Genomic DNA, 12,894 nt, shown 5'->3' with positions numbered 1-12,894 from the left:
ATGTTTCTTGCCGTCCTCGTCACCGCGGCGTCCTGCGCTGCTCCCTCTCCTCCACCTGACGCCCGTCCCTTGGGCGACGTGACCGCGGCCCCACAGGAGTGCGGTCTGATCGCGGTGAACGCCATCACCATCGCCACCGGTCTCACCGAATACAGGGCCTATGGCACTAAGACCGACATGGGTCGCCGCTTCGAGTCGTGCACCGTGCGTAAGAAAACGGCGTCGGATGACGAGCAAGGGCTTCTGATCGAGGTGTTCGAGCCTTCCCCGATCAGCCCTGAGGGGCTGGAGAATACAAAACGCATGAACCGGGGAGACGATCTTCCTGATGGGCTTGGGCCTGGGTTTGTGGCGCGTCGGAAGAATGCTCGGGGGCGGAGCATCGCGTTCGTCTATGGGTGGACGGGTGACTACGAGAAGTTGCTCACCGTCAACATTATGGAGGGTGCGCCGGGGCGGGATTCCGTGGCGGATGCGGTGGAGTTTTTTCGGCAGCTTAAGCCGGTGTTGCTGGGCAAGCGGTCAGGTGAGGAAGCGGTGGATGTCGGTTAGCTCCAGCGTTGTGAGGGGTGAGGTGCCAGGCGGTGCGGGTGGTGCCCAGGGGCAGGCCCGACCAGGTGGCCAGGTCCTCCGGGGTGGCGGGGTGGTGGGGTGGTGGGCTCGGCGGTAGCGGGTGGCGAGTTCTTTGAGTGCGCGGTCCTTCGAGGGTTCGGGGACTATGGGGCGGCCCAGCCAGTCGGCTGCGTGGACGTAGGTGGGCTTGCCGGCGCGTGACGGGCCGAGGACGGCGAGGCCGTGGTGGGCGGCGAGGGCCACCAGGTGGACGATGCCTTGGCCCCGGGCTCGGCCTGACAGGCGGTCTTCCAGCTCTGCCTTGGTCAGGGGGCCCTGGCCTTCCGGGGCGCGGGTGATGAGGCTCAGAAGGTCGTCGCCGGTGACGCCTTCCTGGGCCAGACGGCGCAGGGTGTTCGTGGGGCGGCTGGTCAGGGCGTGGAGCCTCGGGAGGTCGTCCACGTGGACGAAGTGGAGGGTGCCCCGGGAGCCCCACGTTCTGACGATCTCGCGGGCGTGCCAGGCGGCTTCCACGTCGGCGCGGGTGAGGGTGGCGGAGCGGGCGCGGAAGGCGAGCAGCGCGGACGGTACGTCCTGGGCCTGCACGGCGCCCAGGTGGCGGACGATGTCCCCGGCGGTCAGGCCCGGCAGGCGGTGCAGCAGCTGGACCTCGACGCTTCTCGGCATGCCGGGCGGCGCTCTCAGGCGGCCTGGGGGACGGGCATGGTGGTCAGCAGTTCCGTCAGGGCGGTGGCCGCCGTGAAGTCGCGGAGTTCGGCTTCCGGGGTGAGGATGAGGCGGTGGGCGAGGACGGGGACGGCCAGGGCCTTGACGTCCTCGGGCACCACGTAGTGGCGTCCCGCGGCGGCGGCCTTGACGCGGGCGGCGCGCAGCAGGGCGAGGCTGCCGCGTGGGCTGGCGCCGAGCCTGAGGTGCGGGCTCGTACGGGTCGCGGCGACCAGCGCGACGATGTAGTCGTAGACGGGGTCGGCGACGTGGATGCGCGAGGCGAAGTCGATCATGCCGGCCACGTCCGACGAGCGCGCCACCACGGGCAGCCGTTCGACCTGCGGCCCGGTGGGCATGCCCTTGAGCACCTCGACCTCGGAGGCGTGATCGGGGTAGCCGACGGAGATCTTCATCAGGAACCGGTCGAGCTGGGCTTCGGGCAGCGGGTACGTGCCGTCCATGTCGACGGGGTTCTGCGTGGCCACGACGAGGAACGGGCGGGGCACCGGGTGCGGCTCGGCGTCGACGGTGACCCGGCGTTCCTCCATGACCTCCAGGAGCGCGGCCTGCGTCTTCGGTGAGGCGCGGTTGATCTCGTCGGCGAGCACGATGTTGGCGAAGACGGGCCCGTGGTGGAACTCGAACGTCTGCTGCGCCTGGTTGAAGATGGACACGCCGGTGATGTCGCTGGGCAGCAGGTCGGGCGTGAACTGGATGCGCCGCCACTCGGCGTCCACGCTGGCGGCGAGCGAGCGGGCGAGCGTGGTCTTGCCGGTGCCGGGGACGTCCTCGACGAGCAGGTGCCCTTCGGCGAACAGGCAGATCAGGGCCAGCTCGATGGCCTCGTGCTTGCCCCTGATGATGCGTTCGATGTTGGTGGCGAGCAGGTGGAAGCGCTGGGCGAACTGGCCGGCGAGCTGCGCGTCGTGCTGCTGGAGGTAGGCGGAGGGGTCGTGCGGCCCGGTGTGCTGGGGGTGTGCGGCCTGCTGCTGGTACGCCGGCGCGACCGGCGCGCCCGGGTCCTGGTAGCGGGCGGCGTGGTCCTGGTAGTGGTACTGGGTCAACTGAGTCCCCTTCTCAGCCGGCGCACTCGGAGAGCGGCCCTCCGGGGAGGCAGCGGCGAGGACAGCCGGCACACCGCTACACACCCCGATATTTCCGACTGCACACCGTTCGCCCCCGTATTACCGGGGATCACCCTAGCGCTCGGGAATCACTCGCGCGCGCGTACCGGCTGGTAGCGCTGGGACTCCGGGTGCGGGCGTGCGTGGAGTGTCGGTCCGAAGCCGTACCTTAGTGCCCGTGTCCGAACAGCCCCTGACCCTCGACTCCGTGCTCACCGACGAGGCGGTCCTGTCGACCTACCGCCGCATGTTCGCCGCGCTGGCCCGCGACAGCGGGGCGGTGGTCGACGATCCCGCCCTGGTCGACATCGCCGAGACGTTGTTCGCGGCGTTCGCCGAGGCGGGCGAGGAGTGGCTGACGCACGAGCAGATGCGCTTCGCCTGCCGGGCCTACCCGACCGACCAGTTCGACAACCGGCTGCGGGTGCTCAAGGGGCTGGGCGCGATCCGCGAGGTGTTCCCCAAGCCCAACCAGCTCCGCTACCGCGCGTCGTTCACGAGCGTGGTGGGGCTGATGTTCATCAGGCGGATGACGGACGACGGCGGCCAGTCGGAGATGCACCGGCTGCTGGCGCTCGAAGACCTCAACGTCGCCGACCCGCGCACGACGATGGAGGAGGCCAGGCAGAGCGCGCTCAACCTGGCGCGGGCGTTCCGGCTGTGGGCGCTCGAGCTGATCACGCTCACCACCGGCACCATCGAGGAGCTGCGCGAGCAGGCGCCCAAGCTGTGGGGCACCGAGGAGATCGCGCGGCGGGCGCAGGGCCTGCACGGCACGATCCTGACCCGCTGGCCCGAGCTCGACCGCGTCTGCACCGACCTGCGCGCGTCCATCTACGCCTACAGCGACGCCTCGCGCAGGGCGGCCGGCCGGCTGGCCGACTCGGCGGGCACCACCCGCAACCTCACGCTGCTGCCGACCGAGACGTGGCGCACGTTCGCGCAGACCGCGCCGAAGGAGCGGCTGGCGGCGGTGCTCGACGGGTTCGTGTTCGACGCGCCCGCGCCCTGGCACGACCCGGCCGCGATCGCCCGCGCGGTCGACGAGGCCCCGCGCCCGGCGCCGGCGCAGCCCACTCCCCCGCGCTCCAATCTGCCCGATCCTGGTCCTGATTCCGAGCTCGGCGCCTCGCAGGACGCCGTGCTCGAGCGATTGCGCGAGACGGCCGAGTCGCTGCTCGGCGGGTCGGAGCGGGTGGCGCTGCGCGACGTGCTGGGCTCCGACTGGGTGGCCGCGCGGCGGGTGCTGGCCGACCTGACCACCGTCGATCTGCGGCCGGAGCTGCCCTACCGGCTGGTCTGGGCCGACGGGCTCAGCATCGACCCCGATCGTGAGCCGGCCTGGCTGTCCGACGGTCACCTGGAGCGTGTCCATGGCTGAGCATCCCGAGCCCGCCGCCGTCGCCCACGCGCGCGCCCGCGCGGGCGGCCCCGTCAGGCTGGGCGCGGCCGAGCCTGCGCCGCCCGGCATGATGCGGCTGACCAGGGCCGACTCCACCGGCGAAGCGCTGCCGGTGTGGCCGGACGGGGTGACGCCCGCGCTGCTCGACGAGCACCAGGTGCCGCCCGTGGCGGTGGAGCGCTCCGGCGAGACGCGGCGGGTGCTGGCGGCGGTGCTCAAGTGCTGCTGGCACGACCTGTCCGCCGACCCGTGGCCGGGCCGGCCCGCGCCCGTCGACCTGGTGCTCGACACCTACCGCGAGCTGATCGGCCGCACCGACGACCTCATGCGCAACTGGGCGGTGGGCGCGCTGCGGCGGCTGCACGACTCCGCGTGGGTGGTGATGGGCGACGGCGTGGTCACGCTGGGCCCGCGCTGCGCCCTGTGGCCGGTCGAGTCGCACGCGCAGCTGCAGGAGCTCGTACGCAGGCTGCCCGAGCCGGTCCGGCCCGAGCTGACCGTGGTGCCCGACGACGACCTGGTGAACGCCGAGAACGGCGAGGCGGGCGGCCGGGCGGAGGCGGCGGTGGCCGAGTTCGACGACCTGCTGAGCGGCTACGACGAGCGGCGGCGGGCCGAGCTGGTGGCGGCGTACATGGTGATCGAGCACGCGGCGGAGCCGGTGCAGGAGGTGCGCTTCGCCGCGCTGCGCGACCCGGCGCTGCGCCACACGCTGGGCGAGATGCTGGCCAGGCGCGGCCGCACACTGATCCAGCACCGGGACCGCTGGGCCTCCGGCTACGACGACGCCGTCGCCGCCCGCATCGGCGCCGAGGGGCCGGCCCGGCTGGGGGTGAGCGAGCGCGCGGTGCTGACGCTCGTGCTCGTGCACTCGGTGGCCATTCCGCGCGCCGAGGGCCTGCTGCCCGAAGACTCCTGGCTGTCGCCGCACCCCACGCCGGCCGACGAGCTGCGCCGCCACACCCAGCTGCCGATCGGCGAGCTGGAGTCGGCGCTGCGGGTGCTGCGGCACGCGGGGCTGATCAGCCAGGTCAAGGCGGGCGAGGAGGCGGGCGGCTACGTGCCGGGGCCGCAGTTCCACCGGCTCACCCCGGCGGCGCGGCGGCGGCTGCAGGAGGAGCTGATCCTCGCGGCCGGCCCCAGCACGCCGCTCGCGGCGGCCGTGCTCGCCAGAAGATCGGCCAGATGAGATCACATGTCAGCGTTGATGAGGGATGGAAGGGTCACGGGGGTTCAGGTGTCACAGGTGGAGAACGTCGTCGGAGACCGGGTGCTGATCGCCGTGCAGGCGGTCAACATCTCACGGTTGTCGACCCATCCGGTGCCCACCGTCCCCGGCACGCTGATCGTGGTGGCGGGCGCGGGGCCGAAGGACTCCAACGGGGCGGGCAAGTCGTCGTTCATCGCCTCGATCACGGCGCTGCTCGGCGACGAGCAGTGGCGGTTCGCGTCGGGCGCCAAGGCGGTGTCGGAGCTGCTGTTCAACGCGGAGCTGGCCAGCGGCGCCGGGTCCAGGCAGTGGGCGAGCGCCGACCACGGCTACATCGTGGGCGTCTTCGGGCCGCCCGGCATGGACGGGTTCGCCCCGCCTGCCGCTGAGCCGCAGGAGCCCGCGGCCGACGGTGAGCTGTTCGAGGTGCCCGACACCTCGGGCGGCGCCATGACCGTGTGGCTGCGGGTCAACCAGGAGGCGCCGCACCTGGAGATCCGCTGGCGCGAGGGGGTGCACCTGGCGGCGTCGCCGTCGGAGGCGGAGCGGGTGGCGCGGGCCGACGAGATCTGGGCCTCGCTGCCGCGCTCGGCGGGGCGGCGCGACGTCGTGGCCCGCGACCTCACCAAGGTCCTCTACGGTGACCGGGTCAGGTGTGTGTCGTTCCTGTCCACGTCCGTACGCAGCAAGGTCGCCACCAACCTGCTCTCCCAGCCGCTCAACGAGATCTCGCCCGAGCGGGTCTTCGAGGCCATCGCCGCGCTGACGGGCCTCGACGCCGAGCTCGAGCAGGAGCGCGAGGCGCGCCGCGACGAGCACGCCAAGCGCGTGCGGGCGGCGCAGGCGGCCGACCGGCTGGCCGAGTTCGAGTCGGAGTCGAAGGCGCTGCTGAGCACGTTCGACCGGCGTGACCAGGCGCGCGTCAGATTGGCCGACGCGCTGCGGTGCTGGCGCGGGCGGCAGGCGCGCAAGCTGGCCGACGCCGCCGCGAAGGACGAGGCGCTGGCCGCCGACCTCGGGCGGCACCGGGCGGCCGGTGAGGCGGCGGCCGAGGCGGTCGCCCTGGTCAAGGCGGAGATCTCCACCCTGCGCGAGGACACCCTCGATCGGCAGGTCTCCGAGGCGCGCAAGGAGCTGGCGGCGCTGCAGGCGCGGGCGGGCAAGCTCGACGCCGACCGGGCCGTCACCGAGAACTCCGCCGACGAGCTGCGTGGGCTCGTCCCCGCGCTGGAGGAGACGCGCCGTTTCGCCGACGGGCGTGACGTGCCGGCGGCCGAGCGCGAGCTGGGCGAGGTGCGGCTGCGGCTCAACGAGGCGCTGAAGGCGCTCGGGGTGGCCGACCAGGAGGTGGCCTCCGCGCAGGCCGCGCTCGACGACGCCGAGGGCGGGCCGGCGGCGGCCCAGCTCGACGCGCTGGCGGCGGCGGGCATCGGCGCGACCGGGCTGCTCGACGCACTCGACGTGGCCGAGCAGGCCCGCGACGCCAGCCCGTCCAGCGGCGGTCCCCGGGGGGCAGGACGGGGCGCGGGCTCCGGCGGCGGGCGCGGGCCCGCCGCCAAGGGGACGGCCGGCGCCGGTGACGCGCAGGAGGCCGGTGTTGTTGAAGGAGCGGCGCTGGGGGCGGCGCTCAAGGCTCGTTACGGGAAGCCCGCCGCGGTCGGTGACCTGCGGGGGTGGCCGCACGAGCACGCCGTGATCGTGGACGCGGGGCAGCTCGACGCCGCCGCCGCTGCCCTGGCCGACCTGCCGGGGTCGGTGCTGGTGAGCGCGGCGGGGGTGAGCGTCGTCGGGGCGTTCGACGGGGTGGCGACCGGGCGCGAGGCCCGCATCAAGGCCGCCGAGCAGCGGCTCAACCGGGCCAAAGACGTCCAGGAGAGCGCCGCCCAGGCCGTACGCGAGGCCGAGGAGGCGGTCGCCGAGGCGCAGCGGCGGCTCGAAGGGGCCAGGGCCGGGGTGCGGCTGGCCGAGCTGGAGGTCAAGCTGGGCGAGCGGCGGGCCAAGCTGGCCGAGCTCAACGCCGCCATCGAGGAGCTGGCCCCCAAGGTCGCCGAGGCCGAGCGTCAGGCGGGTGCGCTCGACTTCCGCGCCCGTACACGTGACATGGAGATCGAGCGGATGGAGGGCCGCAGGCACCGGCACGAGAGCGAGCGGGCACAGGCCCGCGACCAGGAGTCCAAGGTCGCCGCAGAACGCGAGGCGCTCAAGCTCGACGCGCTGGCCGCCGACTGGGGCGGCACGGTCGGGACCGCCCGCGAGTGGCTCGACGCGCTGTCCGACGACGAGCGGCCGCGCACCGCCGACGAGTGGTGGCGGGCCGCCGAACGCCTCCTCGACCAGGCGTTGCGTGACACGTTCCCGGACGACGACGCGGAACTGCCCGAGGAGCTGCGCTTCCTGCTGAGTGAGCGGGAGGGCAGCACGGCGCGGGAGCAGGCGACGTTTTCGGCGGTGTGCGGGTCCCTTTCGTCCTATCTGCGGGGCCAGGAGGAGTACGAACGCCACCAGCGCCGCCAGATCGAGGCCCAGCTCGTCACCCGGCAGCGCGACCTGGCCGCGGCGGCCAGAGGCGCGGAGGAGGCCGCCCAGTCCACGGCCGTGCACCGGGCCGCGCTGACGGCCGCGATCAAGGCCCGTCTCACGCGGGTGGCCGAGGAGTTCGACAAGCTCGACACCTCCTACGGCGGTTACGGCGCCACCCTGGAGTTCCCGGTGCCGCCCGCGCCGGCCGACCCCGAGCAACGCTGGCAGTGGCGGGTCACGCCGAAGTGGCGGCGGGGCGAGGGGCAGGGGTTCGTGCCCTACAACCGGCGGGCCAACACCGCGCTCATGGACGAGAAGGCCGTCAAGCTGGTGTGCGCGGCGGCCATCGCCTCGTCCGGGGGCGGCCACCTGTGCCTGGTGCTCGACGAGCTCGGGCGCAACCTGGGCAAGGAGCATCGGCGGGAGGCCGTCGCGCTGTTCCGGCGGATCGGGGAGACGTACGGGATCACGGTGATCGGGGCGCTGCAGGACGACATGGAGCCGTACGCGATCGACGCCTGCGGCCAGTACATCAAGCTGCGGCGGTCGTCGGACGCCATGCCGTACAACGAGCCGCCGGTCATCGTGGGGCACGACCAGCACGCGGAGCGGGTGCGGGCGCTGGCGGCGTACGTCGAGCGGTGAGCACTCACCTGGGTGGCGGGCCGGTGTAGGAGGCGCGCAGGCGGAGGAGGGAGCCGCGGCGATACTCCTCCATCGCGTGCGCCAGCCAGCCCGCCGCCCTGGCCACCCCGAAGATCGCCTCGCCGGCGCCGCGGGTCATGCCGCTGACGGTGACGAGGGTGGCGAGGGCGAGGTCCACGTTCGGGTGCGGGAGGCGGCGACGGCGCATCTCGGCCAGTACGGCGTCCAGCGCCGCCATCTGCTCGCCCGCCGGACCACCGGACGGCATGGCGGCCTTCTTGAGCAGGTCGAGGAGGAGGGTGGCGCGGGCGTCGCCGCTCTTGTAGACGCTGTGGCCGAAGCCGGGGATGCGTTCGCCGCGCCGTAGCCGCTCGCCGATCACGCGCGGGGCCTGGCCCGGGTGGGTGATCTCGGCCAGGAGGCGCTCCGCGGCGTACGAGGCGCCGCCGTGCAGCGGGCCGCTCAGCACGCCGAGGCCGGTCAGGACCACCGCGTACGGGTCGGCCTTGGCGGAGGCGGCGACCCTGGCGGCGAGCGTGGAGGCGGCCAGTTCGTGGTCGGCCAGCAGCACCAGGGCGGCCCTCAGCGCGTCGAGCAGGCCGGGGCTGGCAGGGTGCGGCGACAGGCGGGCCCAGAGGCGTTCCGCGATCGTGCCACCCTGGGGGCGGTCGTCGCCGAGGGGCGGCATCGCGTCCACCATGCCCGCGATCAGGCGGCGGGCGGTGGCGGTGACCGATGCGGGGTCGAGCTGGTAGCGCAGGGAGTCGGACGCGCCGAGGACCGTGACGATGACCTGGAGGCGGTCGAGCGGCAGGAGGTCGCCGGGCAGGCCGCGCTGGGCGGCGACGGCGGCCCGCAACCCGTCGCCCGGCTCGAACCGCCACCCGTCCCGGCCGATCGCCGGCCCCGGCGACCCGTCCTGCCCGCCCGGGCTCTCCGACCGCCCCAGCCCGTCCGGCCTGCCCGCACCCTCCGACCGCCCCAGCCCGGCCGAAAGCGCCCGCCCCAGCCCGTCGGAGAGCGCGCGCCCTTCCGACTGCGCCAGCCTGGCCGAAAGCGCCCGCTCCTCCGACCGCGCCGGCCCGGCCGGACGTTCCTGCTTGGGGCGGCGGGGCCGGGCCGGGCGGTGCCAGATGGCGGGGTCGCCGGTCCACAGCCACTCCGCGACCGTCTCGAACGGCGCCGTGCCGGCGAGGGTCAGCGCGTCCGCGCCCCGGTAGTAGGGCCGGTCCACGCCGAGCGACGTGACGGCCGACTCGATGACCAGCTCAGGCGGCTGGGCGCGGGGCCGGCCGCGGCGGGCGAGGCGTTCGATCTCCTCGGCGGAGAACAGGCTGCGCCGCCCGTCCTCGCTGTGCCGCCGCTGCACGACGCCGCGGCTCACGTACGCGTACAGCGTGGCGGGTTTGACCCCGAGCCGCTCCGACGCCGCGGCCGCGTCGATCCACTCCACCCCGAAGGCCCTTCACGTTGACGACCGTCAACGTTGATTGAAGCACGGCCGTCAGAGGGTGCGGTCGCCGGTCTCCGGCAGGGCGAGCAGGCAGAGCAGGCTGAGGACGGCCATCGCGGAGACGTACCCGCCGACGGCCAGCGCGCCGAGCCCGCTCGCCTGCATGCTGGTGGCGACCAGGGGCGGCACCGCGCCGCCGAGCACGCCGCCGAGGCTGTAGGCGACGGACGAGCCGCTGTAGCGGTATTCGGTGTTGAACAGCTCGGGCAGGTAGGCCCCCATCGGCCCGAAGACCAGGCCCATCAGCCCGAGCGCGCCCGCCAGCGCGAGACCGACGAGGAAGATCACCCGGGTCTCCATCAGCGGGAACATCACCAGCCCCCACACGATGGCGGCGATCACGCCGGTGATCAGCGTACGGCGGCGGCCCAGCCGGTCGGACACCATGGCCGAGACCACCGTGCCGGCCGCCATGAACACCACGCCGATCATCGACAGCGCGAGCATCGTGGTCTTGGAGATCTCGAGGACGTCGGTGCCGTAGGCCAGGCAGTAGGTGGTGGCGGTGTAGAAGAGCGTGTACGCGATGGTCATGGCGCCGGCGCCGAGCAGGACGCGCCGCCACTGGTGCCGCATCAGGCCGGCGAACGGCACCTTGGCGATGCGGCGCTCGTCCATGGCGGCCTGGAAGACGGGGGTCTCGGAGATCTTGAGCCGGACGTACAGACCGACGATCACCAGCAGCAGGCTCCCCACGAACGGCAGCCGCCATCCCCAGCTCTCGAACTGCCCGTCGCTCAGCGTCTCGCCGAGCACCAGGAACAGCCCGTTGGCCACGATGAACCCGGCCGACGGGCCGAGCTGGGGGAACATGGCGTACAGGCCGCGCTTGCCGGGCGGTGCGTGCTCGGTGGCGAGCAGCGCCGCGCCGCCCCATTCGCCGCCGAGGCCGATGCCCTGGGTGAAGCGCAACAGCACGAGCAGGACGGGCGCGATCACGCCGATGGCGGCGTAGCCGGGCAGCAGGCCGATGGCGACCGTGGACAGCCCCATCACCAGCAGGGACACGACCAGCATGGACTTGCGGCCGATGCGGTCACCCCAGTGCCCGAACACGGCCGAGCCGAGCGGGCGCGAGATGAACGCCACGGCGAACGTCGAGAACGCGGCCAGGCTGCCCGCCACCGGGTCCATCTCGGGGAAGAAGGCGGTGTTGAGCACCAGGGCGGCGGCGGTGCCGTAGATGTAGAAGTCGTAGAACTCGATCGCGGTGCCGATGAGGCTGGCCGCCGCGATCCGGGACCGGCTGGGGGCGCCGGTCTGGGGGGAAACCTTCATGCTGTCTCACTATGCGGACGATCGTCTTGTGAATCGATACGAGGACGCTATCACCTGGGGTGATGTTAGGTTTCACTACGGGACGTTCGCGAAGAAGGAGTGGATTTGGCGGTCGAGCTGGTGATCTTCGACTGTGACGGGGTGCTGGTGGACAGCGAGCCGATCTCCGTACGCGTGGGGCTGGCGGCCCTGCGGCGGCTCGGCCGGGACATGACCGAGGACGAGTACATCGAGCTGTTCGTCGGGCGTACCGGCGACTACTGGGAGCAGTACGTCGGCGCGACCCCGCCCGGGTGGCGCGACCGGTTCATCGCGGAGTACCGCGCCGCGGTCGACGCCGAGCTGCGCGTCGTCGAAGGCATCACCGACGTGCTCGAACGGCTCACGATCCCGTTCTGCGTGGCCTCCAACGGGCGCCACCGTACGATCCGCCACAATCTGCGGCTCACCGGGCTGGCCCACCACTTCGACGGGCGCGTGTTCAGCGCCGAGGACGTCGCCGAGGGCAAGCCGGCGCCCGACCTGTTCCTGCACGCCGCCGCCACCATGGGGGCCGAGCCTGAGGCGTGCGTGGTGGTGGAGGACAGCCCCGTCGGGGTGATGGCGGCGGTCAGCGCGGGCATGCGCTGCCTGGCCTTCGCCGGCGGCATCACGCCGGTCTCCCGGCTGGAGGGCCTGGGCGCGACGCTCTTCCATCACCCCGCCGAACTGCCCGCCCTGATCACCGCCCTCTAGAGACGGGCGTCACCCCTGGCGGGAGCGGCCGTTCTCGTCCAGGTAGTCGCGCCACGTCCGCTTGGGGGTCCAGCCCAGCATCCGGTACGCCTTCTCGCAGGAGATGCCCGAGGAGTCGACCCGGGACAGCGGGCGCAGCTCGATCTTGTCGCCGTGGATCCTGCGCAGCATGGCGGCGAAGTCGTGCCCGCCCGCGTTGTCGGGGGCGGCGATGTAGAACACCTCGTGCCCCGGCAGGTCGGACTCGACGGCCAGCACGATGGCGTCGGCGAGGTCGTACACGTCGGTGTAGCTCCAGAGCCCGGCCCCGATCTCGCCGGCGTCCCGCACCTGGGGCCCGAGGTTGCGCTCGTAGTTGCCCTCGTGCTGCACCCAGCTCGGCCGCAGCGAGATGCACCTGATGTCGGAGCGGCGCACCGCCGCGTCCATGAGCTGCTCGCCGAAGTGCTTGGACAGCGCGTACGGGTCCTGCGGCCGGGCCGGATGCTCCTCGTCCACCGGCGCGTAGTCCGGCAGGAACGGCCGCTCGGCGAAGAAGAACCCGGGGACGGTCTCGCTGGAGAGGTTGACGAACCGGGTCACCCCCAGCCGCACCGCCGCCTCGATCAGGTTGAACGTCGCCATCAGGTTGTTGTGGAACACCACGTGCGGCGCGTTGGAGGTGGGGTCGGGGATGGCCGCCGCGTGCACGATGGCGTCGGCCCCGTGCGTGATGGCGTACGCCTGCCCCGCGTCGGTCAGATCGGCCTGGAGATAGCGCGGCTCGCCCGGGTCGTGCCGCTCGAAGACGGGACGGGCCAGGTCGGTGGCGGTCACCTCGTGCCCCGCCTCGGTCAGGGCCTTGACGGCGGCCCTGCCCACCTTCCCGTGTGCTCCGGTGACGACGACGCGCATGAGCCGCTCCTCAGAGGCTGAAACCCTCGATCTCGCCCACAACCTATACCTCCCACCCCACCCTCCTCACCACCAACCCACCCACCCGCACAACGTTCCGGGCATGTGGCAACACACCGGCCGTAATCAGCAACTCCCCCGCGAACAACGCATCCCCCCACAATCTCCTTCGGTGGCCCGCAAACGACACAAGGGCTCCCGAAGCAGAGGGGCTGACGACCTCGGGCCGCACGAACGCCACGCCCTCAAGGGCGGCGCCGTTCCGGGACCAGCGCCACGCCCTCAAGGGCGG

The 12,894-nt window shown here is 72.9% G+C and carries 10 protein-coding genes; 5 read left to right on the top strand and 5 right to left on the bottom strand.

The window, feature by feature from the left end; translation table 11 throughout:
* Window positions 1–69: 69 nt before the first annotated feature.
* Window positions 70–552 (top strand): hypothetical protein, encoded by a 483-nt coding sequence (locus tag AB0K18_RS34605; RefSeq protein WP_364922975.1) that lies wholly within the window; start codon window positions 70–72, stop codon window positions 550–552.
* Here AB0K18_RS34605 and AB0K18_RS34600 read toward each other — a convergent pair.
* Together AB0K18_RS34600 and AB0K18_RS34595 are read right to left on the bottom strand one after the other, a co-directional pair.
* Window positions 523–1,239, bottom strand: coding sequence for a crosslink repair DNA glycosylase YcaQ family protein (locus AB0K18_RS34600; protein WP_364922972.1), 717 nt, complete (start codon window positions 1,237–1,239; stop codon window positions 523–525). The two genes, AB0K18_RS34605 and AB0K18_RS34600, sit on opposite strands and share 30 nt — an antisense overlap.
* Before the next feature lie 14 nt (window positions 1,240–1,253).
* On the bottom strand, window positions 1,254–2,345 hold the full coding sequence (locus AB0K18_RS34595; protein ID WP_364922969.1) for a MoxR family ATPase: 1,092 nt from the start codon (window positions 2,343–2,345) through the stop codon (window positions 1,254–1,256).
* 238 nt (window positions 2,346–2,583) lie between these two features.
* Between AB0K18_RS34595 and AB0K18_RS34590 the strand changes: the two genes are divergently transcribed.
* From AB0K18_RS34590 to AB0K18_RS34580, 3 genes are read left to right on the top strand one after another with little or no spacing between them, the layout of a single operon-like run.
* The gene (locus AB0K18_RS34590) at window positions 2,584–3,786 is read left to right on the top strand and encodes a hypothetical protein (RefSeq protein ID WP_364922967.1); all 1,203 of its coding nucleotides are present in this window, start codon (window positions 2,584–2,586) and stop codon (window positions 3,784–3,786) included.
* Entirely contained in the window at window positions 3,779–4,996 is a 1,218-nt protein-coding gene (locus tag AB0K18_RS34585; protein WP_364922964.1) for a hypothetical protein, read from the top strand. The genes AB0K18_RS34590 and AB0K18_RS34585 overlap by 8 nt, the downstream gene beginning before the upstream one ends.
* Before the next feature lie 57 nt (window positions 4,997–5,053).
* Complete coding sequence (locus AB0K18_RS34580) at window positions 5,054–8,182, top strand: chromosome partitioning protein ParA (RefSeq protein ID WP_364922962.1); 3,129 nt, start codon at window positions 5,054–5,056, stop codon at window positions 8,180–8,182.
* Window positions 8,183–8,186: 4 nt separating this feature from the next.
* Here AB0K18_RS34580 and AB0K18_RS34575 read toward each other — a convergent pair whose 3' ends face one another.
* Both AB0K18_RS34575 and AB0K18_RS34570 read right to left on the bottom strand, forming a co-directional pair.
* Window positions 8,187–9,635 (bottom strand): citrate synthase, encoded by a 1,449-nt coding sequence (locus tag AB0K18_RS34575; RefSeq protein ID WP_364922959.1) that lies wholly within the window; start codon window positions 9,633–9,635, stop codon window positions 8,187–8,189.
* 51 nt (window positions 9,636–9,686) lie between these two features.
* The gene (locus AB0K18_RS34570) at window positions 9,687–10,973 is read right to left on the bottom strand and encodes an MFS transporter (protein WP_364922956.1); all 1,287 of its coding nucleotides are present in this window, start codon (window positions 10,971–10,973) and stop codon (window positions 9,687–9,689) included.
* Between the two features lie 99 nt (window positions 10,974–11,072).
* Between AB0K18_RS34570 and AB0K18_RS34565 the strand changes: the two genes are divergently transcribed.
* Entirely contained in the window at window positions 11,073–11,708 is a 636-nt protein-coding gene (locus AB0K18_RS34565) for an HAD family hydrolase (protein ID WP_364922953.1), read from the top strand.
* 9 nt (window positions 11,709–11,717) lie between these two features.
* Here the strand turns inward: AB0K18_RS34565 and AB0K18_RS34560 are convergent, their stop codons facing one another.
* A complete protein-coding gene (locus tag AB0K18_RS34560) occupies window positions 11,718–12,602 on the bottom strand; it encodes an NAD(P)-dependent oxidoreductase (RefSeq protein ID WP_364922951.1) in 885 nt (294 codons plus the stop codon).
* Window positions 12,603–12,894: the final 292 nt, after the last annotated feature.

The organism is Nonomuraea sp. NPDC049421, from assembly GCF_040677005.1.
In the GTDB taxonomy this organism is placed as follows: Bacteria; Actinomycetota; Actinomycetes; order Streptosporangiales; family Streptosporangiaceae; genus Nonomuraea; species Nonomuraea salmonea.
Note: the sequence above shows the minus strand (reverse complement) of the source record. Positions and strands in the feature narration are given on the sequence as shown.